The organism is Pseudomonas sp. M20 (genome assembly GCF_045037865.1).
GTDB lineage: Bacteria > Pseudomonadota > Gammaproteobacteria > Pseudomonadales > Pseudomonadaceae > Aquipseudomonas.
In genome coordinates this window covers 14,487-39,371 of record NZ_CP173611.1, presented here as the reverse complement: position 1 = coordinate 39,371, position 24,885 = coordinate 14,487, and the positions used below count along the sequence as shown (strand labels likewise).

Sequence of the window (24,885 nt, the reverse complement as noted above, 5' to 3'; positions counted from 1 at the left end):
CTTGCTACTTGCCTTGAACGCGGCGCCCTTACAAAGGGCACCGACAATGGGAAGTTTCGCTACAGAGCCGGCCTACAGAGCGGGCGAGAGTGAACTTTCGAGGCCTTTTAGCAGGGCACAGGTCGCGATCGAAACGAGCGCGATGCACGCCGATGGTGCGTGGTGTCCAGAGGAGTCATGGGGCATGCAGGCTTTCCTTTCACCGGGGATCAAATTGCTGGGGCGGTTTGGCTTCGCAGGTAAATTCCAGTTGTTGTTTCTGCTGTTCATTCTGCCGTTGGCCGGCAGCCTGTTGATGATCGGCCAGGACTATCGCGACAAGCTCAATCTGATTTCCGGCGAACGCGCCGGCGTACGCCAGTTGCTCGCGCTGGATGCGCTGGACAACCTGCTCGCCGCCCAACGCGACCGCGCCGCCCGCTGGCGCGCCACCGAAACCAATCGCCAACCGACGCCGGCCACCCTCGCCGCCATGGGCGCGTTTGACGCGGTGCAACCGGCGGTTCTGCAAGCCACCACGGACTTGGGCAACGCGCTGAAAAACGAAGGCGCCGAAGGCGAAACCCTCACCCGCTATCAGGCGCTGCAAACCGCGCTCAATGGTCTGGATTCGAAAAGTCTGAGCAGCGTCGGCTGGTGGCCGGACGGTTACGACCGCTTCACCAACGCCCTCAGCGCCCTGCAAGCGTTGCGCGAGCAGATAGTCATGGACAATCGCCTGACCCTCGCGCCGTGGCTGGAAACCTACCTGTTGACGCAAATTTCCACGCAACACGCACCGGACCTGATCGAACGGGTCGGCCGCCTCGCTGCGGTCGGGCAGGCCTCGGTGGTCTCCGGCCAATTCACCCTGCAAAGCCGTCTGCAATTGCGCGACCTGCGCAGCCGCATCGGCGATGCCCGCGAGCAACTGGTGAAAACCGCCACGCTGCTCGAAGCACGCCTGCCGAAGGATCAGCAGAGCTGGGCCAGCCAATATCACGACAGCCTCAAACACCTCGACAGCGGCCTGAAGGTGCTGGATGACGGCGTGTTCGGCGGCAGCATCAACCTCAAACCGGAAGATTTCGAACGCAGCCTCGACGCTTTACTGACCGATCTCGCCGCCCTGCGCCAACAGTCATTGGTATCGCTGGATCAGCGACTCGACGCCTATCACGGCTCGGCGATCCGTCAGTTCATCATCGTCGCGGCGATCTTCGGCTGCCTGCTGCTCGCGGCGCTGTACCTGTTTGTCTGCCTGCAAGCCTCTATCCGTCGCAGCGCCAGCGGCATCACCCTGCTCGCCGAAGCCCTGCGTGACGGCAACCTCAGTCTGCAAGTGCCGGTGGAGGGGCGCGATGAGCTGGCCGCGATCAGCACCGCGCTCAACGTTGCCGTAGTGCAACTGCGCAGCAGCATGCTCGGTGTCGATCACGAGACCTCGCAACTGAGCAACGCGGTGCGCAGCCTCAACGAACACTCCAGCGGCGCTCTCAGTGAAGTCGAAGCACAGCAGTTGCAGATCAGCCAGATCGCCGCAGCTGCCACGCAACTGGCCGCGACCTCGCAAGGCGTGGCGCAAAGTTGCGAACAGGCCTCCGGCAGCGCACAGCACACCCGGCGCATCGCGGCCGACAGCAGCCGTGACAGCCAGCGCACCACGGCGAGTATTCAGCAGCTCAATCAACGCTTGAACGACACCGCTGCAGCGCTGGGCCGGGTCAGCGAGCAAGGCCAGCAGATTCAATTGGTCGTCGACACCATTCGCGGCGTCGCCGAACAGACCAATCTGCTCGCGCTCAACGCGGCCATCGAAGCTGCGCGTGCTGGTGAACAAGGTCGCGGCTTTGCCGTGGTCGCCGACGAAGTGCGCAGTCTGTCGCAACGCACGCAGTCGTCCACCGCGCAGATCGCCGGCACCGTCGACAGCCTGCGCGCGACGGTCAACGAAGCCGTGAGTTTGATGGAAGCCGCGTGCGGCCAGGCGCAAACCGATGCCGATTCGGTCACTGGTCTCGGTGAGCGTTTAGGAGAAATCGCCAGCGCCGTGCAGAGCGTCACCGACACGTTGGCGCAGATCGCCACAGCGGTTGAGGAGCAAGCGAGTACCGCCGACGAAGTCAGCGGCAATATCCAGCAGGTAGATCAGGCGGCCGTGCGTTTGCTCGAAGGCGCGCGGGCGGTGAACCTCGCGGCGGACACCCTGAGTCAGGGCAGCCATGCCTTGAGCGCCAATACTGCAAGATTTCAGCTGCGTTGAAGCCCTGCCCGGCCCGGATTTTCCGGGCTGGAGGATAAGCGGTTGAAAATAAGAAGAAATATTTTAAATTTACGCTTGACGCTTTTCCATTTCAGGGGAATAATGCGCGCCACTTGGCTACATAGCTCAGTTGGTTAGAGCATAGCATTCATAATGCTGGGGTCCGGGGTTCAAGTCCCTGTGTAGCCACCAAGTACTAAAAACGGCTTACCGAAAGGTAGGCCGTTTTTTTATGCCTCGAGAAAAGTCTCGGTAATCGGTTACTTCAAAACATCCTTCTCTTCGTCGCTCGCTTTGGTCGCTGCCTGTGCGATCAGTGCATCAAGCATCTGCGCAATGACCTTCTGTTGGACCTTCGAAAGCTCATTGATGGACTGCAACCGTCGATACCACGTCGAGGTCAAGCTGCGCCTGGGCGTCTCGGTGTACGAGGGAACCCCGAGCAGGTCTTCAACAGGCACGCGCAGCGCAAATGCCATCTTCACCAGCGTCGTGACCGGCATGCTGCGCGTGCCCTCCTCGTAACCCTGAAAGGTCTGCCGGGAAAGACCTAAAGCCCGTGCAAACCGAGTCTGTGTGATCTCGTGAACTGTGCGTAAGTGAACAATGCGACTGCCCATCGCCACCAGAAAATCGCGATCCTCATTGGAAACACTCATGACAATGGCCGACTGAAAATAGAGTTGAATGGCAACGGACTTATCCCTTTCATCTGAAATCCATCCTGGAAAAAACGATAGAAACCATCCTCAGGTAAGGGCGCGTAAGTTGTCGACCTGAAAAATCTGTAGGAGAAATGTGGAGCAACCGCCAAGTTGCGGCGAGGTACTACAGGCGCGAAATGCCTTTTCAGCAAGCCAACGCCACCAACCCTTTCGCCCAGATTTGCCGCGTGCGCAAACCGACCATCGCCCGCCAATCCGGATCAGCCGGATAGAACTGCTCGAGCAGATTCACTTTGATCCCCCGCCCCGTCGCATCCAGCGGATCGCCATGCAAATGCAACCAATGGTCATCGCGCAAACGCCGATGCACATCCGGCCCCGGATACGTTCCGCACTCGATCACGAACGGCATCAACTGCACGTCCGGCAAGGCATTGAGCAACGCCTGCGAGGTGTACCCGGTAGCCGTCGCTGCCACTCCGGTTTCGCTCAAGGTGTCGGCGCCCGTGTGCAGCGTGTAAAGCCATGGGCCATAAATTGCCTGGGCCTGCGCGAGTGCCGGGTAAGGCGCCTGGGTGATAGTCAGCAACATCGGATGACCGTATTCACCAGCGCCGGTGTGCAGATCGAAACACATCACGGTTTCAGCGCCGGCCAGGTGCGCTTCGATGATTTGATGCAACGTGCGATTCGACCAACTCGGCGCGCGGCCGCCGTAAAACAGGCCGTCGGGATGGCTGTGTTGACCGCCCTCGACAATCGACATCACCGCTGGCCAGCCGTGCTCTTTGATCTGCGCATCGAGCAAGGCGTCGGCACGCTGACGCTCGGCGCCATTCAGATCAGTGCAGGCGTAGATTTCATGCAGTGCGGCGTACGCGCGGTTATCCGGCAGCGGCCCGGTAAAATCGAGGTGGTTGCGGTTGAGGTCGATGTTGTCTTCGTTGACCCGGCGCCACCACGCCGTGCCCCATGGGTTGATCAGGTGAACCATGACCACCGCAACATCCTTGGGCAGCGAACCCGGTTCGAAGGTTTTCAGCCAATCGATCTGACAATCCGAGCCGTAATAGCCCTCGACGCCGTGAGTGCCGCTGAGCGCTACCAGTCGGCGTTTGGCCTGTGGATCGCCGAGCACGGCGACGTCTGTGCTCAGCGGTTCGCCAAAAGGGCCGCAACTTGGATGTGCGTAGGAGGTGAGCGTGGCGCCGGCGGCAGTGGCGGCAGTGATGAACTGTTCGCGTTGATCGCGGTAGCTGGATTCGGTGGGGAACTCGCTGTGCATGCGTGGCCTCTTGTGATTTTTATGCCTTTACCTGTAGGAGTGAGCCTGCTCGCAATAGCGGTGGTTCAGTCAACACTGATGTTGGCCGTAATGACGCTATCGCGAGCAGGCTCACTCCTACAGGGGATGTTGGTGCTCCATAAATTTGAGCTTGACCCTAGCGAACATCCGCCCCGAAAAGAAAGACAAAAATGCCCATCGGTTTGCGTCGCGACCGAGCGGTCGATAAAGTCCCGAAGACTTTTATCCCACGGACGGAGAGCCCGCGTGTTTTCAGCCTTGCCCTTGAGCCGCTTTCGCCTGCCAGCCCTGACACTGATCATCAGCGCCCTGACCCTCACCGCGTGCAACGCCCCGCCCTCTTCGACCCTGCCGCTGGCACCGGAAGCTGCTTCCGGTTTCCGCACCGATCTACAAACCCGTCACGCCAGCAAACACATGGCCGCCGCAGCCAATCCCTTGGCTGCTGAGGCCGGGCGCGAGATGCTGCGTCAGGGCGGTTCGGCGATTGATGCGGCGATTGCGATGCAAGCAGTGCTGACCCTGGTTGAGCCGCAGTCTTCCGGGATCGGCGGCGGCGCGATGATCGTGTTGTGGGACGGCAAACAGGTGCGCACGTATGACGGTCGCGAAACCGCACCGGCCGAGGCGACCGATAAGCTGTTCTTGCGTGCTGATGGCCAGCCGATGTCGTTCCCGCAGGCGCAGATTGGCGGTCGTTCGGTCGGCACGCCGGGCGTGTTGCGCGCGCTGGAGATGGCACACAAACAACACGGTCGCCTGCCATGGGCGAAGCTGTTTGCACCGGCGATCAAACTGTCCGAGCAAGGCTTTGCGATATCCCAACGTTTGCATTCGCTGCTGGAATCCGACCCGGTTATCCGCAAGTCGCCTGATATGGCGAAGTACTTCCTCAATGCCGATGGCAGCGTCAAAGCCGTCGGCACACGTCTGCAAAATCCGGCGCTGGCTGCGGTGCTCAAACGCATCGCCAGCGAAGGCGCGGACGCGCTGTACAAAGGCCCGATCGCCGAAGAAATCGTCGCCAAGGTGCAGGGCCACGCCAACCCCGGCAGCCTGTCGATGAACGATCTGCAGCGCTATCAGGCCAAGGAACGCGCGCCGCTGTGCACCGATTACAAACGCTGGCAGGTCTGCGGCATGCCACCACCGTCGTCGGGCGGGATCGCCGTGGCGCAGATTCTCGGCACATTGCAGGCACTGGAAACCCGCGATCCACGCCTTTCCGTGACACCGCTCAAACCAGTAAAAACCGACACACCGGCGGGCATCGAACCGGTGCCACTGGCAGTGCATTTGATTGCCGAAGCCGAACGTTTGGCCTACGCCGACCGCGCGCAATACGTCGCTGATACCGACTTTGTGCCGGTGCCGGTCAAAGGCCTGGTCGACCCGGGTTATCTCGCCAGCCGCGCCAGCCTGATCGGCGAGCGCAGCATGGGCAGCGCCAAACCGGGCACGCCACCGGGCGTACAAGTGGCCTACGCCCCGGACCGCTCGCCGCTGCGCATCTCCACCTCGCAAGTGGTCGCGGTGGATGACCTCGGCGGCGCCGTGTCGATGACCACCACCATCGAAGCCGCGTTCGGTTCGCACCTGATGGTTCAGGGCTTCTTGCTCAACAACCAGATGACCGACTTCTCGTTCATCCCCGAAGAAAACGGCCAGAAAGTCGCCAACCGCGTCGAGCCCGGCAAACGCCCACGCTCGTCGATGGCGCCAACGCTGATCTTCGATCGAAACAGCGGCGAATTCGTCGCCACGGTCGGCTCACCCGGCGGTTCGCAAATCATCGAATACGTGGCGAAAACCACCGTCGGCCTGCTCGACTGGAACCTCGACCCGCAAAGCGCCATCAGCCTGCCCAACTTCGGCAGCCGCAATGGCCCGACCGAACTGGAACAAGGCCAGTTCAGCCCGGCGCTGATTCAGGCACTGAAGGACAAAGGGCATGCCGTGAACGAAATCGACATGACCAGCGGCACCCAGGCCATCGTGCGGGTCAAGGATGCGCAGGAGAAAGCGTCGTTGGAGGGTGGCGCGGATCCACGGCGTGAGGGGGAAGCGTTGGGGGATTGAGGCTAGGACGCAAAGAGAAAAGGCTTACCGTGAGGTAGGCCTTTTTTGTGGCTAACAGATTGTGTTCACTCGCATCCCGTCGCCTTTTCCTACACCGAAAATTTGCTGCCACGGATAGAGTAAGTGGCCGTTCAGCAAACAACACTTTCGGGATCTGCTGGCATTTATGAACACGCAAATATTAGAACCGTACGTCCACCGACAGCCAGCAGCCTTGCATCAGTCCCATAGTGGGACTAGGATCGCGTCATGAGAATTATCGCTGTCAGTCAGCTCAAAAATTTTTGGGAACGGTATCCGGACTCAGAGCAACCACTGTTGGCGTGGATAGATGAAGCGAGGAAAGCAAGCTGGTCAACGCCCTCGGACATCAAGGCACATTTTGCTTCTGCGAGCATTCTGAAAAGCCGCAGAGTGGTGTTCAACATCAAGGGCAATGACTTTCGCCTGATCGTAGCCGTGGCCTACCGCTTCGGCGCCATATACATAAAATTCGTCGGCACCCACAAGCAGTACGATGCAATCGACGCTGATACCGTCGAAATGGAGTAACCCATGAACATACGTCCGATTCATAACGAAGAAGACTACCGTGCGGCGCTCAAAAACGTGTCTGCACTTTTCGACAACGAGCCAGAACCGGGTACCCCTGAAGGTGATTACTTCGACATCATGATCACTCTCATTGAGGCCTATGAAGCCAAACAGTTTCCACTGGATTTGCCCAATCCGATCGATGCCATCAAATTCCGAATGGAACAGTCAGGCCTGTCAGCCGCGGATCTCGCTCCGGCTATTGGTCGAACAAACAGGGTCTATGAAGTGTTGAATGGCAAGCGGGCACTCACTTTGCCAATGATATGGAAACTTCATGAGCTGTTTGGAATTCCTGCCGAAAGCCTGATCAAACCAATGAAGCAAATCTGATAAAAATTGCAGCAACCCAGTCTTTGACTGCAGCTTAGCGATCAGCGATTAGCCACCAGATGCGCCCCAAACAGCAAATAACAACCACCGGCCAAGCGATCCAGCCATTGCCGCGAACGCTCATATACAGCGGCGATCCGACGACTGGCGAAGAACAGCGCCACGCAGCAATACCAACTGAACGACAGCGTCGCCATGGTCATGACTGCCAGCGCCAGTAACAGTGGCGGGATGTGAGCCGGCATGGCGGTGGCGAAGATGGTGGCGACGAACAATGCTGACTTGGGATTGGTCATGTTGCCCAGAAAGCCCCGCCCGTAAGCGCCGAGCAATGTTTGCTCCGAGGTATCGAGCGTGCCAGGGACGATCGGCGCCTTGCGCTTGAACTGCTTGAGCCCGAGGTAGATCAGGTAGCAGCCACCGGCGATTTTGAAACTCAGGTATAGCGTCGGCGCGGCACTGAACAGCGACTGAATGCCCAAGCCACCCGCTAGCCCCCACAACACGGTTCCGCTGGCCACGCCGAGCGCCGCGACGACACCGTGTCGGCGGGAACGGCTGACCGCGAGTTGCGCGATGTTGAAGAAGTTCGGGCCGGGCGTGACCACGGCCACCGTCCACAACAGGGCCAACGACAGCAGCGGCGCCAGATAACTTGAAAGGGAAAGATCCATGGGCATGCGCCTGATAGGTTTGACGATGCCCTCTACCTTGCAACATCCTGCAATGTTTTGCCATCAGCCGTCATTCAGACCGCTAGCGTCTTGCCATCCACCGCATCACCAATCGTTAGAAAATGCCCGCCCGCCACGTGGTGCAAGGTGCGTAAACCATCGTGGCCTTCGAAATGCCAGCGCCCGTCGCTGAACACGCGCTCATCGGCATGGGCGGCGATGACTTCGGCGAGGAACAGGTCGTATTGCTCGTGATTGCGCGGCTCTGGCAGCAAGCGACACTCCAGCCAAGCGACGCAGCCGTCGAGCAGCGGTGCTTCGACTTTTTCGCCGGCAAACGTCTGCAAGCCGTAAGCCTGAAACTTGTCTTGCCCTTGGGTTTGGGTGATGTCCAGGCCCGAGGTATTGCCGACGGTTTGCACGATGTCGGCCTGATTGACGCAAGGGACGTTGAGCACGAAGGTGCCGGACGCCTCAAGCAACTGGCGGGTCCAGGTGGATTTATCGAGGACGACGGCAACTTTCGGTGGCTCGAAATCCAGCGGCATGGCCCAAGCGGCAGCCATGATGTTGCGCTGGCCGTCGTGGGCAGCGCTGACCAGCACGGTCGGCCCGTGGTTGAGCAAACGGTAGGCTTTGTTCAGGGGCACCGGGCGGCGGTGGGAATCGCTCATGGGAATCTGCTCCGGGGGAAAAGGAGCAGATTGTAGCGCCAGCATCGAAATACAGGCAGGTGAAAACTTTGTAGGAGCTGCGGCACGCTGCGATCTTTTGATCTTGATCTTGATCTTGATCCTCGGAATCAAGATCAAAAGATCGCAGCCTCGTTTCACTCGACAGCTCCTACAGGGGTTGTGTGCAGGTCAGTTGGAGAGTTGATTGGCGAATTGTCCGACGGCATTCACGACTTTCTGCGCACCGTCCTGAATCTCGACAATCACCGTGCCCGCCTCTGCCGCCAGCGCCAGCCCCTGTTCAGCCTGAAGCTTGCCGTCGGTCATCAGCGCTACGGCGTTGCGCGCCATTTCCTGGTTCTGCCGCACCACGGTGACAATCTCTTCGGTCGCCTGACTGGTGCGCGAAGCCAGTTGCCGCACTTCGTCGGCCACCACCGCAAAGCCACGACCCTGCTCACCGGCGCGCGCCGCCTCGATAGCAGCGTTGAGCGCCAGAAGGTTGGTCTGCTCGGCAATCCCGCTGATGGTTTTGACGATCGTGCCGATCACCTGCGACTGCTCGTTCAGTGCCTCGATACCCTCACCGGCGGCTTGCATGTGTCGCGACAGATCTCGCATTACGTTGACCGCTTCAGTCACCACCGTGGTACCGCGCTGGGCGGTGCTGTCGGTTTGCTGCGAGGTGCTGTAGGCAATGCTCGCCGCGTCGGCGACGGCTTGTTCGCGGTTGACCTGATCAGTGATCACGGTGGCGAACTTCACCACTTTGTACAGTTTGTTGTTGGCATCGACCACCGGGTTGTAGGACGCCTCCAGCCACACCGTACGACCGTGGCTGTCGACACGCTTGAAGCGGTCAGCCACGAACTCACCGTTGTTCAGACGCCGCCAGAAGTTCTGGTACTCGGCGCTGTTGTATTCCTCCGGGGTGCAGAACAAGCGGTGATGTTTGCCCTTGATCTGCGCCAGGCTGTAACCCATGCCGCTGAGGAAGCGATCGTTGGCGTTGAGCACATTGCCGTTGAGGTCGAACTCGATCACCGCAGTCGAACGCACCAACGCACCGATCAGGTTTTCGTGTTCACGCGAGGCTTCGATGGTGCGGGTCAGGTCGCTGGCAAACAGCGAAATGTGCTTGATCCGCCCATCCGAAGAACGCACCGGCTGCACAATCGATCGCAACCACGCTTCTTCACCATTGCCACGCAGCAGGCGCACGGCACCGGCGAAGTGCTCGCCGCGGGTCATGGCGTTTTTGAAGCGGTGATGGAATTCGTCAGTCTTCACATGCGCCGGGACGATGTCTTCAATCGCCCGACCGATCAGGTCCTGACTCTTGTAGAGCATCTCGGTGAGGAAGTTCTGGTTGACCGATTGAATGCGCCCGTCGGGCTCAAGGTTCAGCACCAGCATCTCGCTTTCCAGGCTTTCCTTCACCTGCACGAGGCTGGAGAGTTCTTCACGAAGAGCGGCCAGCTCTTGCTTCAGGCGTTTGTTGAACATGGGAAAGTACCGGTGGGCAGGGTAGAAAGCGGGATGCAGCCTAACCATCGGCCTTGAAAATCTTTTCTGAAGAGCGCTCGCGACCGGTCAGTCAAAAATAATCTCAACAGGCCATTGGACCTCTCAGCCCTGCGCAAGCCAGATACAAAACCCAGCGCTCTGGCCCGGCCATATCAGGTATTCTCAAGATAAATTGCAACAACATGTTGCAGCTATCCGCCCGATAAGGAGTTCCGTTTTGGATTTATCGACCGCTGCCTGGATGGTTCACGATACCCGCCTGATTCTCTGCTGCCTGCTGGCCATTGCGACGATCATCGTGTTGATCAGCGCCACCAGACTTCCGCCCTTTCTCTCGATCCTGATTGGCACTTTCATCGCGGGTGTCGGCGCCGGTTTACCGCCCGAAGACGTGGCCAAGGCGTTCAGCAAAGGCGCCGGGGCGATTCTCGGTGAAGCAGGGATCATCATTGCGCTGGGTTCGATGCTCGGAGCGCTGATGGCCGAATCCGGCGCCGCCGACCGCATTGCCTCGACCTTGCTCGGGCTGGGCAAAGGCAAGTCGCTGCCGTGGGTGATGGCGTTGGTGGCGATGGTGATTGGCCTGCCGCTGTTTTTTGAAGTGGGTCTGGTGATGATGGTGCCGATCATCTTCGTCATGGCTCGCCGTTCAGGTCAGCCGCTGCTGAAAATCGCCATTCCGGCTCTAGCCGGGATGACCACGCTACACGCTCTGATGCCGCCGCATCCGGGGCCGCTGATTGCGGTCAGTGCGTTGCATGCCGACCTCGGGCTGACCATGTTGCTCGGCTTCAGCATCGCCATCCCGGCGGTGATACTGGCCGGGCCGCTGTACGGCAATTGGCTGTCGAAACGCATGCACGTCGATGAGCCGGCAGAGCTTGGTGCTTTGTTCAGTGCGCCGCCGAAAGCGCCGCGCCAGCCGAGTTTCGGCATATCGCTGCTGATCATTTTGTTGCCGGTGCTGCTGATGCTCGGCAGCACCCTGGCGAAAGTCGCGATGAGCCCGGAAAGCAGCGTCGCCCTGAGCCTGAAGTTCCTCGGCGAACCGTTGGTGGCGTTGAGCATTGCAGTGATGGCGGCGGTGATCTGCCTCGGTTGGGCCAACGGCATGCCTCGTGAAGACGTCGGTGGCACCCTGCGCAAAAGCCTCGCGCCGATTGCCGTGCTGTTGCTGACCATCGGTGCCGGCGGCGGCTTGAAGCAGACCTTGCTGGACGCCGGCGTCAGTCAGACCATCAGCAAAGTCGCCGAGGGCGCGCACATGCCATACCTGTTGCTGGCCTGGCTGATCGCCGTGGCCTTGCGTCAGGCCACAGGCTCCGCGACGGTCGCGACCACGACGACGGCGGGAATTCTGGCGCCGATGATGGCGGGACTCGCCGCGACGCAAAGTTCATTGGTGGCGTTGGCGATTGGTGCCGGCTCGGTGTTCTTCTGCCACGTCAACGACGCCGGGTTCTGGATGGTTCGCGAGTACTTTGGCTTGCAGCTGAAACAGACCATCTGGGTCTGGTCGATCCTGCAAACCATCGTCTCGGTGGTGGGCCTGGTGGGAACGTTGCTGTGGTGGCACTGGTTGACGTGACGGCCTCGGCGGGTTTTCGCTGAGGCGGTTAACTTGCCTTCAGGAACAAGGCGCCACGGATTGGCTGCCGACTCGCGGCATACGCGCGCCGAAATACGCCGCACTGAGGATGCCGACCATGCCCATCACCGCGCAGAACATCACGCAGATCCATGGACTCCACGGCATCAGACCGATCAGCAGCAGCGGTGTGATGCTCGCCCACGCGGCGTAGGCAATGTTGTAGGTAAAGGAAATGCCTGACACGCGAATACGTGCCGGGAACAACCCGACCATCACCGACGGCACCGCGCCGACCACACCGCAAGCCAGACCGGCCACCGCGTAAGCCAGGCCTACCCAGTTACCGCCCATGATCAAACAGCCATACAGCACGCCGATGCCCAACGGCAGTAGAAGGCTATACAGCATGACCGTGCGCCACGCGCCAATTCGGTCGACCAGCAATCCGGCAATCACGCAGCCTATATTGAGAAACACGATGCCCAAGGCACTGAGGGCAAAGGTGTGGCTGGCGGTCATGCCGAAGGTTTTCTGCATCATGGTCGGGGTGATCACCACGAACACCACGACCGCCGAGGTCAGCACACAGGTCAGCAGCATCGCCGGCCACATGGCCAGTCGATGCTCACGCAGCACCGTGCGCAACGGCAGTTCGACCCGCGCTTCACGCTGCGCTTCCATGGCCATGAACACCGGGGTTTCGCTCAACCAGCGACGCAGGTAAACGCCGATCACACCGAAGACGCCACCGAGCAGGAACGGATAGCGCCAGGCGTAATCAAGGATTTCCGCCGGAGTGAAGACTTGTGCCAGAAACGTCGCGGTCAGCGCGCCGATCAGGTAACCGAAGGTCAGGCCGGCCTGCAAAAAGCCCAAGGCATACCCGCGATGGCCGGCCGGCGCGTGCTCGGCGACAAACACCCAGGCGCTCGGCACCTCACCGCCCACCGCCGCACCTTGAAGGATGCGCAGCGCCAGCAACAGCAGCGGCGCGAAGTAACCAATCTGCGCATAGGTCGGCATGATCCCGATCAGCAGACACGGCAGCGCCATCATCAAAATGCTTAGGCTGAAGACTTTCTTGCGCCCGAGTTTGTCGGCGAAATGTGCCATCAGAATTCCACCCAGCGGCCGCGCCAGGTAACCGGTGACGAAAATCCCGAAGCTTTGCAGCAGACGCAGCCACTCGGGCATTTCCGGTGGAAAGAACAACTGGCTGAGGGTCAGGGCGAAGAAGACGAAGATGATGAAATCGTAGATTTCCAGCGCGCCGCCAAGGGCCGCAAGACCGAGGGTCTTGTAGTCGGAACGGCTGAACGGCGCAGGTTTGGCCGGGGATTGGGCTGTCATGGCAAAGAACTCGGAAACAGGCAAAAAACCAAGGCGCCCATGGTCTACGCAAATGGGCTGGTGGACAACCCGTTAGACCATAGTCCCGGTTTTGCAAAACCTGCTCACAAAGCATCGGCTGTTGAATTACTGTTAAAGCCTGTCCAGCGGGACCACGCCAACGCCGGCCAACCGCCGTGAACCCCATGTGGGAGCGAGCCTGCTCGCGAAAGCGCCAGCCCAGCCAACTTCAATGTTGAATGTGCCGACCTCTTCGCGAGCAGGCTCGCTCCCACAGGGATCTCTGTGTTGTCGAGATCGGCGAGCGTTCCCGCGGACCACAATAACCATAAAAAATCCGAGGTACTTCCTGTGGCCGTTGATATCGAAGATAGCCGCTCCGCACGCTTTGCCCTGCGCTGTTCAAGTTTCGCCGAACGCTGGTTCCCCGATTCCTGGGTGTTCGCCGCGCTGGCCGTGATCATCGTCGCCCTGGCCACACTGGCCATGGGCGCCAAACCCACCGCTGCGGCGATGGCGTTCGGAGACGGCTTCTGGAGCCTGATCCCGTTCACCATGCAGATGGCCTTCGTGGTGATTGGTGGCTACGTAGTCGCCAGCTCGCCACCCGCCGTGAAACTGATTGACCGGTTGGCACGCATCCCGAAAAACGGCCGCTCCGCTGTGGCGTGGGTCGCGCTGATTTCGATGGTCGCGTCCTTGCTCAACTGGGGCCTGTCGCTGGTGTTCGGCGGTTTGCTGGTGCGCGCCCTCGCCCGCCGCACTGATCTGAAAATGGATTACCGCGCCGCCGGCGCCGCGGCCTATCTGGGCCTTGGCGCGGTGTGGGCACTGGGTCTGTCGTCATCGGCTGCGCAGTTGCAAGCCAACCCCGCCAGCCTGCCGCCGTCGATCCTGTCGATCACCGGGGTGATTCCGTTCACCGAAACGATTTTCCTCTGGCAGTCCGGCGTCATGTTGCTGGCGCTGATCGTGATCTCGATCATCATCGCCTACGCCACCGCCCCCGGGCCGAATTCGGCGCGCGACGCCAAGGCCTGCGGCATCGACCCGGCCTTCAACCTGCCACCGCTGCAACCGCGGACGCGGCCGGGTGAATGGCTGGAACACAGTCCACTGCTGATCATCGTGCTGGTGCTGCTGGCGGCGGGATGGCTGTTCCACGAGTTTTCGACCAAACCGGCGATCACCGCGATTTCCGGGCTCAATACCTATAACTTCCTGTTCATCATGCTCGGCGCCTTACTGCACTGGCGCCCGCGCAGCTTCCTCGATGCGGTGGCCCGTGCAGTACCGACGACCACCGGCGTGCTGATTCAATTTCCGCTGTACGGCTCGATTGCCGCACTGATGACCACGGTCAAAGGCGCCGATGCGCAAACCCTGGCGCATCACATCTCGACGTTCTTCGTCAGCATCGCCTCCCACGACACCTATGCGCTGTTGATGGGCGTGTATTCGGCGATTCTCGGTTTCTTCATTCCGTCGGGTGGCGGCAAGTGGATCATCGAAGCGCCGTACGTGATGCAGGTCGCCAACGATCTGCAGTATCACCTCGGCTGGGCAGTGCAGATTTATAACGCTGCAGAAGCGCTGCCAAACCTGATCAACCCGTTCTACATGCTGCCGCTGCTCGGCGTACTCGGACTGAAGGCGCGGGATCTGATCGGTTTCTCCTTCGTACAGTTGTTGGTGCACACGCCGCTGGTGCTGGTTTTGCTGTGGGCGCTGGGGACGACGCTGGCGTATACGCCGCCAGTCATGCCGTAATCCCGAGCGGGGCGCAGTCATGCTGGCCGCGCTCCGCACTTTTCTTCTGAAACAGCCGCGTATCGGGCTGCCTGTCGCAAATAATGGCTCAGAGCCATCATCCTGCTTTACCGCATCGCACCCTCGGTAATATTCTGCGCACCGATAAATGTTTCCATTTTTTACCAAGCGCAAAGGGAGTTCGTTGCAATGATCGTAGGGATTGACCTGGGAACCACCAACAGCCTGGTCGCCGTCTGGCGGGGCGATGCCACCGAGTTGGTGCCCAATGCCCTGGGCCAGTTCCTGACACCGAGCGTTGTCGGCCTGGATGATCAAGGCCGGATTCTGGTCGGTCAGGCGGCGCGTGAGCGTCTGCACACGCATCCGCGCCTGACCGCATCGCTGTTCAAGCGCCACATGGGCAGCGCCACGCAAACGTACCTGGCCGACAAGGCGTTTCGCCCGGAAGAGTTGTCCGCGCTGGTGCTCAAGAGTCTGAAAGAAGACGTCGAGCGTGCGTTTGGCGAAACCGTCACCGAAGCCGTGATCAGCGTCCCGGCCTACTTCAGTGATGCCCAGCGCAAGGCTACGCGGATCGCCGGCGAACTGGCCGGGCTGAAGGTCGAGAAGTTGATCAACGAACCGACCGCTGCCGCCCTCGCCTATGGACTGCACCAACGGGACAAGGAAACTTCGTTCCTGGTTTTCGACCTCGGTGGCGGCACGTTCGACGTGTCGATTCTGGAGTTGTTCGAAGGCGTGATGGAGGTACGCGCCAGCGCCGGTGACAACTTCCTCGGCGGCGAAGACTTCGATACCGTGCTGCTTGAGCACTTCATCAGCCAGCACCGTTCGGCCGCCGACTTCCCGGAGCGCAGCAGCGTCATCCAGCCGCTACGTCGCGAGGCCGAGCGCGTGCGCAAGGCGCTGGGGCAGGACGACAGCGCCGAATTCCGCTTGCAGCTCGGTGAGCGGCAGTGGACGCAAACCATCACCCAGCAACAGTTGGCGACGCTGTACATGCCGCTGCTTGAACGCCTGCGCGCGCCGATTGAACGGGCGCTGCGCGATGCACGCATCCGCGTCAGCGACCTCGACGAAATTCTGCTGGTCGGCGGCACCACGCGCATGCCGCTGGTACGCAAACTCGCTGCCGGACTGTTCGGCCGGTTCCCGTCGATCACCCTCGATCCGGATCAGGTCGTGGCACAGGGCGCGGCGATTCAAGCGGCACTCAAGGCCCGCGCCGCCGCGCTGGAAGAAGTGGTATTGACCGATGTCTGCTCCTATACGCTGGGCATCGAGACCTCCACGCAGGTCGGCCGCAACTATGAGAGCGGCCACTACCTGCCGATCATCGAACGCAACAGCATCGTGCCGGTCAGTCGAGTGAAAACCGTGTACACGCTGCACGACGATCAGGAACAGGTGGTCGTGCGGATCTTCCAGGGCGAAAGCCGCCTGGTCAAAGACAACGTGGCGCTCGGCGAACTGGACATCAAGGTGCCCAAACGCAAGGCCGGCGAAGTTGCCCTCGACGTGCGCTTCACCTACGACAACAACGGTCTGCTCGAAGCCCAGGTAAAAATCCCCCTGACCGGACAACAGCATTCGCTGGTCATCGAGAACAACCCGGGCGTGCTGTCCCCCGAGGAGATCCAGCAACGCCTGGCGAACCTCGCACAGCTGAAGATTCATCCGCGCGAGCAGCAGGTCAACACGCTGCTGACTGCACGTCTGGAGCGCCTCTATCAGGAAAGCCTGGGCGATCTGCGTGATCTCATGGGCGATTGGGCCAAGCAATTCCAGATCGCGCTCGACTCTCAGGACGAGCGCCAGATCCGTGAAGTGCGCACCGACTTGAGCCGCCGCCTGAGCGAACTTGATCGCACCCCGTGGCAATAAGGAGCCTGGCCATGGATTGCTGGTCGGTGCTGCACCTGCACGATGACGCTGAAACACGCGACATCAAGCGCGCCTATGCGCGCCTGCTGAAAACCTTCCGCCCCGATGAGGATGCCGAAGGTTTCCAGCGCCTGCGTGAAGCCTACGAACAAGCGCTGGCGATTGCCCGGTGGCGCCTTGAAAACGCTGAGCCTGCGGACGAAGACGACGTCGCCGTGGCCACGGCTTCCAGCGCCTTTGCCGCGCTGGCGGTCGATGCTGCACTGGCAAACAAACACAGCCACCGGCAAAACCCGTCGTGGGATTTTGCCGATCTCGACGTTCCGCCCGTCAACCCGGCAGCCCCCGAGCCTTTTGCGCCGCCGGCGAAGGATGATGTTTTGCCTGTCGAGCCACTGCCGGCGGCCCCGGACACAGAGGCGTATGCGCTTGAAGCGCAGGCCGCACGGCAACTGCTTGAGGGGCTATCGCCCGAAAACCTCGGCGAGCGTTGGGATCAGGCGCAACAGCAAGGCTGCGCCAAGGCCTTCGAAAGGTTGTTGCTGCAATTGTGTTTTGAACAGCCGCAACTGCGCAGCCCGGTGCTGCACTGGGCCGTCGAGCAACTTGGATGGTTGGGGCCGTGGCAGGACGTTCTGATGAATGATCATCAGCGCGACCAGCTCGCCGAAAGCCTGCTGGCCGATTACCGAAACGCCTTGCAGGCGCTGCTCGAAAGCCAGAGCGAACGCGAATTTCTCAACGTGCTCAAACGCTACAGCGCTCAACCGTGGCTGCAGGTATTCGATCGCCGCGAACAATGGCAGCAAACCCTGCTGCACTTGCTCAATGACACCGAGTGGAGCGTGCCGCTGTTCGACCGCATCGGCCAACTGTTCGGCTGGGATCACAACAAAGGCCTGCACCCGCAACCGGACTGGCTCTGGGACGCCTTGATCGAACGCTGCGATCAGGAAAGCTTCTACGACAATCTGCGCGCCAAGGCTGAAAGCGACCGGATGTGGGCGGCCGACGTGCAAGCGGCGCATCTATTGATCAATCCGCTCAAGCCCCTGCAGCAGAAGAAGATCATCGACGGCTTTGGCCAGAATGAATGGCAGGCCTGCCACGATCTGTCGGAAAACCTCAAATGGCGCTTCCCGGAACTGCTGGCGCGCTTGCCCTACGCCGACGTTTTTTACTGGCGGCGGTTTTTTCCACGGCCCATCGCTGCCGAAACCTGGGTACGCGTGTGGGCGGCCATTGCCTTGGCTCTTTGCCTGTTTTATCTGGGCCTTGAGAAAAGAGATACCGCCAATCTGATCTTCATTCCGATGATCTTTGCCTGCGTACCGGTCTGGTTTTTCCGCTTTGCACTGAGTTGGTGGGTGGTGCTCACGGCCCATGTGATAGTCCCCGACCTGTGGCTCACCGAAGGACTGATTCCACGCAAATGGAACCCTGACACGCACTGGCTGGTGATACGTCACGGGATCCCGCAGGTGGTCATGCTGTTGCTGTTTTCGCTGATGCTCGGGCCGCTGGGCGCGCTCACTTATGTCGGCACGCTGCTGATAGGACTGGTGCACAAACGCCGTATCGGTTCGCTCGATCCGGAGCTGAGCCACAGCCGTCCTTGGCTGACCGCACTGCACTGGGCGCACTTCAGTCCGCTGCAATTGCTGTTTCTGGTGGTCATGACCGCGATCACGGCGGCCAGCAGACTCGGCTTTTCGCTCAGTCAACTCATGCCCGGCTAGGCAAACAGCGCCAGTGCCGCTTGTCATCCAACCGTCACATTCACTTGCTAGCGTCCGCCCGAAACATACTGAAACAATTAAGCAGGAACGGGCTGACAGATGAAAGACGACACAGACGGCACTGACGCACCTGAATCCAATCACCCCACCGACACCAGTCGCCGCCGCTTTCTCGGCGGCGTCGCGGTGCTGGGTGTCGGTGCCACGCTGGCGGGGTGTGGCAGCGCCAGCGATCAACCGGGCAAACCGACCGAACGCCCGCTGACGCCCGCCGAACTGGACAAGGCCCTGCGCGATCAGGTGAAAACCGTGGTGGTCATCTATGCCGAAAACCGCAGTTTCAACAACCTGTTCGGTGATTTCCCCGGTGTCGAAAAACCGCTGGCAGCGCTCAAGCCCGGCGACTATCAACAACGTGACCGCGACGGCTCGCTGCTGCAAACCCTGCCTCCGGTCTGGGGCGGTGTGCTGCAGATCGGCCCGCAAACCCTCGATGGCGTGACTTATCCCAACGCCACGCAGTTTCAGCAAAACCTGGCCAATGCACCGTTCGCCCTCAAAGGCCCGAATGCTGAAGATTTGCCATTCGGTCTGGTGACCCGCGATTTGTGGCACGTGTTCTATCAGAACCAGATGCAGATCAACGGCGGCAAGAATGACGGCTTCGTCGCCTGGGCCGACTCCGGTGGCTTGACCATGGGCCACTACGCCCAAAGCCGTTATTTCCTGCGCCTGTGGGACGTCGCGCAGGAGTTTGTGCTGTGTGACAACTTCTTCCAGGGCGCCTTCGGTGGCTCGTTCCTCAACCATCAGTACCTGATCAGCGCCACCGCGCCGTTCTATCCGGACGCGGCCAACTCCGTCGCCAAATCACAGATCGCCGCGTTGCAAAGTGATGATCCGGCCGATCCGCGCCTCAAGCCGCTGGACGCATCGCCGGCCAGCGCCATGACCGGCCCGCCGCAGTTCGGCCCGAGTGCGCTGACTCCGGACGGCTTCGGCGTCAACACCCTCGCCCCGCCCTACTGGCCCACCTGGATTCGCGACCCGGAGCGCCCGGCGTATTCCAAAGCGGATCTGCCCAACGTCATGGTGCCGCAAACCCACGAACACATTGGCGACAAGCTGTCGAAAAACAACATCGATTGGGCGTGGTATGCCGGTGCGTGGCAGGCGACGCTGGATCAGTACAAGGACTCCGGCGGCATCCCGAAGATTCCGAATTTTCAGTATCACCATCAGCCGTTCAACTACTTCAAGCAGCAAGGTCCGGAGAATCCCGACGAGCGCAACAAGCGTCTGCGTGATGCTGGCTTGGGTGATGAATCGAGCAGCAACAAATTCTTCGCCGATGCCGAAGCGGGCAAGTTGCCGGCGGTGAGTTTCTACAAACCCCAAGGCAACCTGAACATGCACGCCGGTTATGCCGACGTGGCTTCCGGGGATCGGCACATCGTGCGCGCGCTGAAAGTGCTGCGCGAAAGTCCGCAGTGGAAAAACATGGTGGTGATCGTCACGGTCGATGAAAACGGCGGCTGGTGGGATCACGTCGCACCGCCCAAGGGCGACCGTTGGGGGCCAGGCTCACGAGTACCGGCGCTGGTGGTGTCGCCGTTTGCACGCAAGAGCACGGTGGATCACACGGTCTACGACACGGCATCGATCCTGCGGTTGATCACTCGTGTCTTCCAGTTGGAGACCCTCGACGGCCTCAAACAACGGGACGAGTCGATGATTGCCCGGGGCCAGAAACCCATGGGCGATCTGACCAACGCTCTGCATTTTCAGGCCTGAAAACCAGCCCTGCGAGTTTGCGCAAAATTCTGCCGATGACGGCTTCTCTGTCAAACGCGGCTGATCCACTATGAGCCGCCCCCGAAACGCGGGGAACCGACGCTGAAAAGGATCTGAGCATGTTCAAACTCGCAGGACTTACCCCCGTTGCACTGGCTCTCACCGCACTCACGCTGAGCGCGGCCGCCCACGCCGATGTCGACTTGAAACTGGGCAGCACCGAACGCGTCACCCGTCTCTTTGCTTATCCCAACAACTGCAGCGTGATCTGTTTCCGCAACTGGACGCTGGAACAGACCGTCGCCCATTACCTGAGCCAGAGCGTACAACGCGATGGTTATACCGATGCCAAGGTGTTGGTAAAAACCGACAACGGCCAGCTCTATGCCGAAATCACCGGCGTGCCGAAGGATTACGACAAACCGCTGTCGGCGCTGCTGGATGCGGGGGATCTGGCCTACACCGGCGCCAGCAAACTCAACGCCGACGGCAAATGGGCCTACAGCTGGTATCTGTTCCTGCCGCTGGGCATGGCTCTGGAAAACCGTAAAAGTGTCGAGTTGCTGCACTTTCCGCCAGATTACTCGCTGACCCAGGCACAGGATTATCTGCGGTCGAACACCACCGACCGCTGGGCGACGCTGCTGACTGACAATGGCATTCCTGCCGGGCAGACGCCGGCCTATCAAACCATCATCGACATCGCCCCGATTGCCGCGCCGTCCAATGCCGGCAGCGATCTGGAAGGCGTGTATGACTACTTCAAGGACTACCAGACCACGCTGGTCAAACAGTTCAGCCAGACCGCCAGCGGCACGACGCTGCCGATGGTCGCGTTCGGTGCGCCGGTGCGTAACTGGATCAAGCAGCAATACGGGCCGACTGTGAATGTCTTGGGGCTGGCGACCATCAGCCCGAGCGAAGGCGTGAAAGTGCCGGTGCTGGGTTCCAACCACCCGAGTTACATCTGGTACGCCGCTGACCCGAAGAGCTACACCGGCGACGATGCACAGGCCAAGGCTGATGCAGCAGGCCTGAAAGTCATGGGTCAGGATTTGAGTGCCGCCTGCTGGCAGGCCGGGATGGGCAGCAAACCTGGCAGCGATGCCCAGACTACCCTCAGCAGTTGCACACAGACATGGCAGGTCACGCAGAAAGTCAAAACCTGCGAGCTGTTCTACACCTCGATCCGTAATCTGACCCCGGAACAAGCCACCGCCAAGTGCGCTACCACCCCGATCAAGGCCCAACTGAAGCAATTGCAAGCACCGTTGCCAACCACCGCCGTCCCTGCCCCGCACCTATAGCCGCTTGAAGCGTTCCCGTGTCAGCCAATGCTGACGCGGGAAAGCGTCTAAATCGCCTGTCAGATCTGACAGTAGACCCGCTATACCTAATAGGACACGATTGGATCCAACCAGTGGCGTTGCAGTACTGACAGGACGTCAACCCAAGGAAGTCGCAAAAGCTTTGCGACAAGGACTGATATGAATATCCACGCCATGGCGCAATCGGCGTCACGCGATACTGAAGGCATCTATCCTTTCGCCGGTCTGCCCGTACGGCTGGGGTTTCCATCGAGCGTCGATTTCGAAATCATCAAGGATGAGCACGGCACCCCAACGGCGGTCGCGGCGCGGCGCGAGTTTCTGCACACCCACCGGATGTGCCGGGTGTCCGGGCAATTACTGCCGTATCGCTGCCGCCAGACCCGGCAACTGCTGACGGGGATCCACATTTACGACCCGCGCTTCTGCGGATTGATCGAACACGCCTGCGACCCCAACGTATTTCTCGACATGAGCGAGTTATGGCTGTGGGCGCTGAAAGATATCCACAGGGGGGAACGGTTGACCATGGACTACGCCGCCACCGAAGACAAACTCTTGCACCAGTTCGCCTGCGGTTGCGGTTCCTCACGTTGCCGCGGGTGGATCACCGGTTTCGACGAACCACCCAGCCTCGAAGGCCACCACTTTCTACAGCGCTGGCGGCATTCCGGTTTGCGCTGAAAGGTGCGCTGAAAAGCGGCTTACAACGCGCCGACCGGCCGCAAACGATACTGCGGCGGCAATTGCTCGAAACCACTGATGGTGGTGTTGAGACTTTTCCAGCGGCCATCCTTGATGCCGTAGATGCAACCGTGGATCGACAGGCTCTGCCCGCGATGCCAGGCGTTCTGGATAATGCTGGTGTGGGCGACGTTAGCCACTTGCTGGACCACGTTGAGTTCGCACATGCGATCAACCTGCTCTTCTTCCGTCGGCAACTTGGCCAGTTCTTCACGTTTTTCGTAATACAGATCACGGATCGAACGCAGCCAGCCGTCGATCAGACCGAACTGCCGATCCTGCATCGATGCGCGCACACCGCCGCAGCCGTAGTGGCCCGTGACAAGAATGTGCTTAACCTTGAGCACATCGACCGCGTACTGAATCACCGACAGGCAGTTGAGATCGGTGTGCAGCACCACGTTGGCGACGTTACGGTGAACGAACAGATCGCCTGGCAACATGCCGACGATTTCGTTGGCCGGCACGCGTGCGTCGGAACAACCGATCCACAGATATTCCGGCGTTTGCTGGCGCGCCAGTTTGGCGAAGAAATCCGGGTCTTCCTTGGTGATCGCGTCAGCCCAACGCTCGTTGTTATCAATCAGGTCTTGTAAGTCATGCATGCTGTAAGGCCTCAAGAAAGATGCGCTGGTATGACAGACGACCACCCGTCGGGGTCACGCCGCCAGCGCAAGTGATTTCATTGGAATTCTCGTGTGCCCGGTGAGTCCACCTAAGTAAGGCCCACAGTATGAGGAATTGCCATGACTGATTCACGACGCCCTTACGATGCGGAGCAACCAGAGCCCATCGATGATAACGAAGACCGCATGGGTTCGGTGCATGAGCTGGATTTCGATGAAGACCAACCGAGCGCGAAAATCGGTGATGAGATTCCTGAACGTGAACGCGAGCAGTTGATGCCGCGTGAGCGGGTGCGCGAGGCCGGGATGACCGGGGCTTCAGTCGCCGATCATGAGCCGACTGACGATGACCTGAGCCCGGAAACGCTGATTCATGAAGACGGTGCGCGTGATGCCGAAGAGGCAGGTGAAGGCAATCAGGCGGATTGGGATTTGAGCATTGTCGATGAGGATGACATTGGCGGTGGCAATGGGCTGGATGAGGCGGAGCTGGCGCGGCGCGATCCGATGGATGGCAACCGCTAATAGACGCGCCGCCCTGTAGGAGCTGCCGAATGCTGCGATCTTTTGATCTTGGTCGCAACATCAAAAGATCGCAGCCTTCGGCAGCTCCTACAGGTCATTAGTCAACCAAGGTGCAGGCCATGACCACGGCATCTTCACGCCCACCCACCGCCGGATAATAATCCCGGCGCCGGCCAATCTCGTTGAAGCCATAACGCTCGTACAACTTGAACGCGCCCGTATTGCTGTCACGCACTTCCAGAAAACATTCCCGCGCCGAAGCCGCATACGCCCGCGACATCAGATGCTCAAGCAACGTCAGCCCCAGCCCGCGCCCCTGATTCTCAGGTTTGACAGTGATATTGAGCAGATGCGCCTCATCCAGAATGATCTGCACCACGCCGTGGCCAACCTGCTGCTCACCTTCGAACATCAGCCAGATCTGGTACTTGCCCAGCCCGTCGAGAAAAATCCCGCGAGTCCACGGATGGCTGTAAGCGGCGTACTCGATTTTCAGCACGGTTTCCAGATCCGCCTCGGTCATCGGGCGGAACGATACAGCGTCACTCATTCGATTCTTTCCAGAGCGCCATCAGCCGACGCATGGCTTGCCACACAGCGGCCTTGCGCTGTGGCTCTTCCATTAACAATTCCAGACCGGGAATGGCCCAGGCCGAGCCCAGGCCTTCGATCTGCAATTCACGATTGAACGCTTCGGCATCCGCCTCACCGGCAAAACGCACCGCCGGCAGGCCGATCAGCCACAGGCAGGCACACGGAGCGGCTTCCATTTGCACGGAAAGGAAACCCTGTACAAAGTCACGCGCCGCTTCCGGGCCCTGATCCATGGTGCCGCGATTGAGCCACGGCCAACGTACCGGCTCGCCGACAATTTGCGGTGCATCCGGCAGACCGGCAGCGCGCAGCATGTCTTTGAGCAGCAAATACGCGGGATCACGGCTCTGGAACGGTTCGCCTGTGGGTAACTCGACCAGCAGCAGGCAACGCCCGGCGCGCAGCAGTTGCAGGGCGAAACGCGGTGGCGGCTCCGGTGCCGGTTTGGCGACCACTGGCGTGTCGTCGGCCTCTTCCACCGGTTTGGCGTTGGTCCGGGTGCTGGCCAACGACGGACGCGGCACTTCGATCTTCGGCCGTTCGACCGGACGAGCGGCAGCCGTTTGCACCGGGGCTTCGGCCTGCGGTGCAAGCACGACCGGCGCCTCTACCTCGGGCTCGGGCATGTCCAGCAGCTCGGGCCGCGAGGGTGCGGCGAAGGGCAATTCGGTGCGCGGCAGCCAGTTGACCACCTGCATGGCGTTCAAATAGGCGCGGCGGCGGGACTCGATTAGCAAGGGTCGGCCACTTGTGGATAACTGAAGTGCGCTGATTCTACCGCCCTTCGTTCAAGATCGCTTGCTGTTGATCGATAGCCTTTACCTAAGCTCTGTCCCTTAGAAA

General features: G+C 60.3%; 20 protein-coding genes, 1 tRNA gene and 2 pseudogenes. 13 read left to right on the top strand and 10 right to left on the bottom strand.

Features of this window, described 5'->3' with window-relative positions:
• The first annotated feature begins 184 nt into the window (after window positions 1-184).
• Together ACI514_RS00170 and ACI514_RS00165 are read left to right on the top strand one after the other, a co-directional pair.
• Window positions 185-2,242: a methyl-accepting chemotaxis protein gene (locus ACI514_RS00170; protein ID WP_405122871.1), complete on the top strand. Its 2,058-nt coding sequence runs from the start codon at window positions 185-187 to the stop codon at window positions 2,240-2,242.
• A 115-nt stretch (window positions 2,243-2,357) separates the two neighbouring features.
• A tRNA-Met gene (locus tag ACI514_RS00165) sits at window positions 2,358-2,434 on the top strand.
• Between the two features lie 68 nt (window positions 2,435-2,502).
• Here the strand turns inward: ACI514_RS00165 and ACI514_RS00160 are convergent.
• Both ACI514_RS00160 and ACI514_RS00155 read right to left on the bottom strand, forming a co-directional pair.
• A complete protein-coding gene (locus ACI514_RS00160; protein ID WP_238785170.1) occupies window positions 2,503-2,901 on the bottom strand; it encodes a helix-turn-helix domain-containing protein in 399 nt (132 codons plus the stop codon).
• Between the two features lie 190 nt (window positions 2,902-3,091).
• Window positions 3,092-4,192: a DUF2817 domain-containing protein gene (locus ACI514_RS00155; protein WP_160059414.1), complete on the bottom strand. Its 1,101-nt coding sequence runs from the start codon at window positions 4,190-4,192 to the stop codon at window positions 3,092-3,094.
• A gap of 267 nt (window positions 4,193-4,459) precedes the next feature.
• On the opposite strand from ACI514_RS00155, the gene ggt reads away from it, so the two are divergent.
• From ggt to ACI514_RS00140, 3 genes are all read left to right on the top strand, one after another.
• A complete protein-coding gene (ggt, locus tag ACI514_RS00150) occupies window positions 4,460-6,292 on the top strand; it encodes a gamma-glutamyltransferase (protein WP_160059415.1) in 1,833 nt (610 codons plus the stop codon).
• Window positions 6,293-6,541: 249 nt separating this feature from the next.
• Window positions 6,542-6,844 (top strand): type II toxin-antitoxin system HigB family toxin, encoded by a 303-nt coding sequence (locus tag ACI514_RS00145; RefSeq protein ID WP_095122959.1) that lies wholly within the window; start codon window positions 6,542-6,544, stop codon window positions 6,842-6,844.
• A gap of 3 nt (window positions 6,845-6,847) precedes the next feature.
• Window positions 6,848-7,219, top strand: a complete 372-nt coding sequence (locus ACI514_RS00140; RefSeq protein WP_064387655.1) for a type II toxin-antitoxin system HigA family antitoxin — start codon at window positions 6,848-6,850, stop codon at window positions 7,217-7,219.
• A 41-nt stretch (window positions 7,220-7,260) separates the two neighbouring features.
• Here the strand turns inward: ACI514_RS00140 and ACI514_RS00135 are convergent, their stop codons facing one another.
• The 4 genes and pseudogenes from ACI514_RS00135 to ACI514_RS00120 form a co-directional block, all read right to left on the bottom strand.
• Window positions 7,261-7,893, bottom strand: coding sequence for a LysE family translocator (locus tag ACI514_RS00135; RefSeq protein WP_160059416.1), 633 nt, complete (start codon window positions 7,891-7,893; stop codon window positions 7,261-7,263).
• 74 nt (window positions 7,894-7,967) lie between these two features.
• The gene (locus ACI514_RS00130) at window positions 7,968-8,567 is read right to left on the bottom strand and encodes a flavin reductase family protein (protein WP_160059417.1); all 600 of its coding nucleotides are present in this window, start codon (window positions 8,565-8,567) and stop codon (window positions 7,968-7,970) included.
• Between the two features lie 189 nt (window positions 8,568-8,756).
• Window positions 8,757-9,194: pseudogene (locus ACI514_RS00125) on the bottom strand (methyl-accepting chemotaxis protein); the annotation flags it as partial.
• Between the two features lie 102 nt (window positions 9,195-9,296).
• Window positions 9,297-10,073 (bottom strand): annotated as a pseudogene (locus ACI514_RS00120) (PAS domain-containing protein); the annotation flags it as partial.
• A 238-nt stretch (window positions 10,074-10,311) separates the two neighbouring features.
• On the opposite strand from ACI514_RS00120, the gene ACI514_RS00115 reads away from it, so the two are divergent.
• The gene (locus tag ACI514_RS00115) at window positions 10,312-11,682 is read left to right on the top strand and encodes a gluconate:H+ symporter (RefSeq protein ID WP_160059419.1); all 1,371 of its coding nucleotides are present in this window, start codon (window positions 10,312-10,314) and stop codon (window positions 11,680-11,682) included.
• A gap of 39 nt (window positions 11,683-11,721) precedes the next feature.
• Here ACI514_RS00115 and ACI514_RS00110 read toward each other — a convergent pair whose 3' ends face one another.
• Complete coding sequence (locus ACI514_RS00110) at window positions 11,722-13,035, bottom strand: MFS transporter (RefSeq protein ID WP_160059420.1); 1,314 nt, start codon at window positions 13,033-13,035, stop codon at window positions 11,722-11,724.
• A 351-nt stretch (window positions 13,036-13,386) separates the two neighbouring features.
• Here ACI514_RS00110 and ACI514_RS00105 point away from each other — a divergent pair, with 351 nt between their 5' ends.
• The 6 genes from ACI514_RS00105 to ACI514_RS00080 all read left to right on the top strand — a co-directional run bounded on the left by ACI514_RS00105 (window position 13,387) and on the right by ACI514_RS00080 (window position 22,237).
• Window positions 13,387-14,805 carry a TIGR00366 family protein gene (locus ACI514_RS00105; RefSeq protein ID WP_208939769.1) on the top strand — a complete coding sequence of 473 codons (1,419 nt, stop codon included), beginning with the start codon at window positions 13,387-13,389 and terminating at the stop codon, window positions 14,803-14,805.
• 189 nt (window positions 14,806-14,994) lie between these two features.
• Window positions 14,995-16,692, top strand: a complete 1,698-nt coding sequence (locus ACI514_RS00100; RefSeq protein ID WP_160059422.1) for a molecular chaperone HscC — start codon at window positions 14,995-14,997, stop codon at window positions 16,690-16,692.
• An 11-nt stretch (window positions 16,693-16,703) separates the two neighbouring features.
• Complete coding sequence (locus ACI514_RS00095) at window positions 16,704-18,431, top strand: J domain-containing protein (protein WP_160059423.1); 1,728 nt, start codon at window positions 16,704-16,706, stop codon at window positions 18,429-18,431.
• Window positions 18,432-18,530: 99 nt separating this feature from the next.
• On the top strand, window positions 18,531-20,225 hold the full coding sequence (acpA, locus tag ACI514_RS00090) for an acid phosphatase (RefSeq protein WP_405122870.1): 1,695 nt from the start codon (window positions 18,531-18,533) through the stop codon (window positions 20,223-20,225).
• Window positions 20,226-20,344: 119 nt separating this feature from the next.
• On the top strand, window positions 20,345-21,532 hold the full coding sequence (locus ACI514_RS00085; RefSeq protein ID WP_160059425.1) for a hypothetical protein: 1,188 nt from the start codon (window positions 20,345-20,347) through the stop codon (window positions 21,530-21,532).
• Window positions 21,533-21,712: 180 nt separating this feature from the next.
• The gene (locus tag ACI514_RS00080; protein ID WP_160059426.1) at window positions 21,713-22,237 is read left to right on the top strand and encodes an SET domain-containing protein-lysine N-methyltransferase; all 525 of its coding nucleotides are present in this window, start codon (window positions 21,713-21,715) and stop codon (window positions 22,235-22,237) included.
• A 20-nt stretch (window positions 22,238-22,257) separates the two neighbouring features.
• On the opposite strand, the gene can is transcribed toward ACI514_RS00080, so the two are convergent.
• Window positions 22,258-22,902 carry a carbonate dehydratase gene (gene can, locus ACI514_RS00075; protein WP_160059427.1) on the bottom strand — a complete coding sequence of 215 codons (645 nt, stop codon included), beginning with the start codon at window positions 22,900-22,902 and terminating at the stop codon, window positions 22,258-22,260.
• 141 nt (window positions 22,903-23,043) lie between these two features.
• On the opposite strand from can, the gene ACI514_RS00070 reads away from it, so the two are divergent.
• Window positions 23,044-23,448, top strand: coding sequence for a serine kinase/phosphatase (locus ACI514_RS00070; RefSeq protein WP_160059428.1), 405 nt, complete (start codon window positions 23,044-23,046; stop codon window positions 23,446-23,448).
• 97 nt (window positions 23,449-23,545) lie between these two features.
• Here ACI514_RS00070 and rimI read toward each other — a convergent pair whose 3' ends face one another.
• Window positions 23,546-23,998, bottom strand: coding sequence for a ribosomal protein S18-alanine N-acetyltransferase (rimI, locus tag ACI514_RS00065; protein WP_007912963.1), 453 nt, complete (start codon window positions 23,996-23,998; stop codon window positions 23,546-23,548).
• Window positions 23,991-24,740 carry an energy transducer TonB gene (locus tag ACI514_RS00060; protein ID WP_405124182.1) on the bottom strand — a complete coding sequence of 250 codons (750 nt, stop codon included), beginning with the start codon at window positions 24,738-24,740 and terminating at the stop codon, window positions 23,991-23,993. Before ACI514_RS00060 ends, rimI begins: the two co-directional genes overlap by 8 nt.
• Between the last annotated feature and the right edge of the window lie 145 nt (window positions 24,741-24,885).

Bases quoted from the DNA above. Each gene is read 5' to 3' on its own strand.
- ACI514_RS00170 (WP_405122871.1), top strand. From the start codon at position 185: ATGCAGGCTTTCCTTTCACCGGGGATCAAATTGCTGGGGCGGTTTGGC.
- ACI514_RS00160 (WP_238785170.1), bottom strand. From the start codon at position 2,901: ATGAGTGTTTCCAATGAGGATCGCGATTTTCTGGTGGCGATGGGCAGT.
- ACI514_RS00155 (WP_160059414.1), bottom strand. From the start codon at position 4,192: ATGCACAGCGAGTTCCCCACCGAATCCAGCTACCGCGATCAACGCGAA.
- ACI514_RS00145 (WP_095122959.1), top strand. From the start codon at position 6,542: ATGAGAATTATCGCTGTCAGTCAGCTCAAAAATTTTTGGGAACGGTAT.
- ACI514_RS00140 (WP_064387655.1), top strand. From the start codon at position 6,848: ATGAACATACGTCCGATTCATAACGAAGAAGACTACCGTGCGGCGCTC.
- ACI514_RS00135 (WP_160059416.1), bottom strand. From the start codon at position 7,893: ATGGATCTTTCCCTTTCAAGTTATCTGGCGCCGCTGCTGTCGTTGGCC.
- ACI514_RS00130 (WP_160059417.1), bottom strand. From the start codon at position 8,567: ATGAGCGATTCCCACCGCCGCCCGGTGCCCCTGAACAAAGCCTACCGT.
- ACI514_RS00110 (WP_160059420.1), bottom strand. From the start codon at position 13,035: ATGACAGCCCAATCCCCGGCCAAACCTGCGCCGTTCAGCCGTTCCGAC.
- ACI514_RS00100 (WP_160059422.1), top strand. From the start codon at position 14,995: ATGATCGTAGGGATTGACCTGGGAACCACCAACAGCCTGGTCGCCGTC.
- ACI514_RS00095 (WP_160059423.1), top strand. From the start codon at position 16,704: ATGGATTGCTGGTCGGTGCTGCACCTGCACGATGACGCTGAAACACGC.
- acpA (WP_405122870.1), top strand. From the start codon at position 18,531: ATGAAAGACGACACAGACGGCACTGACGCACCTGAATCCAATCACCCC.
- ACI514_RS00085 (WP_160059425.1), top strand. From the start codon at position 20,345: ATGTTCAAACTCGCAGGACTTACCCCCGTTGCACTGGCTCTCACCGCA.
- ACI514_RS00080 (WP_160059426.1), top strand. From the start codon at position 21,713: ATGAATATCCACGCCATGGCGCAATCGGCGTCACGCGATACTGAAGGC.
- can (WP_160059427.1), bottom strand. From the start codon at position 22,902: ATGCATGACTTACAAGACCTGATTGATAACAACGAGCGTTGGGCTGAC.
- ACI514_RS00070 (WP_160059428.1), top strand. From the start codon at position 23,044: ATGACTGATTCACGACGCCCTTACGATGCGGAGCAACCAGAGCCCATC.
- rimI (WP_007912963.1), bottom strand. From the start codon at position 23,998: ATGAGTGACGCTGTATCGTTCCGCCCGATGACCGAGGCGGATCTGGAA.
- ACI514_RS00060 (WP_405124182.1), bottom strand. From the start codon at position 24,740: ATGCAGGTGGTCAACTGGCTGCCGCGCACCGAATTGCCCTTCGCCGCA.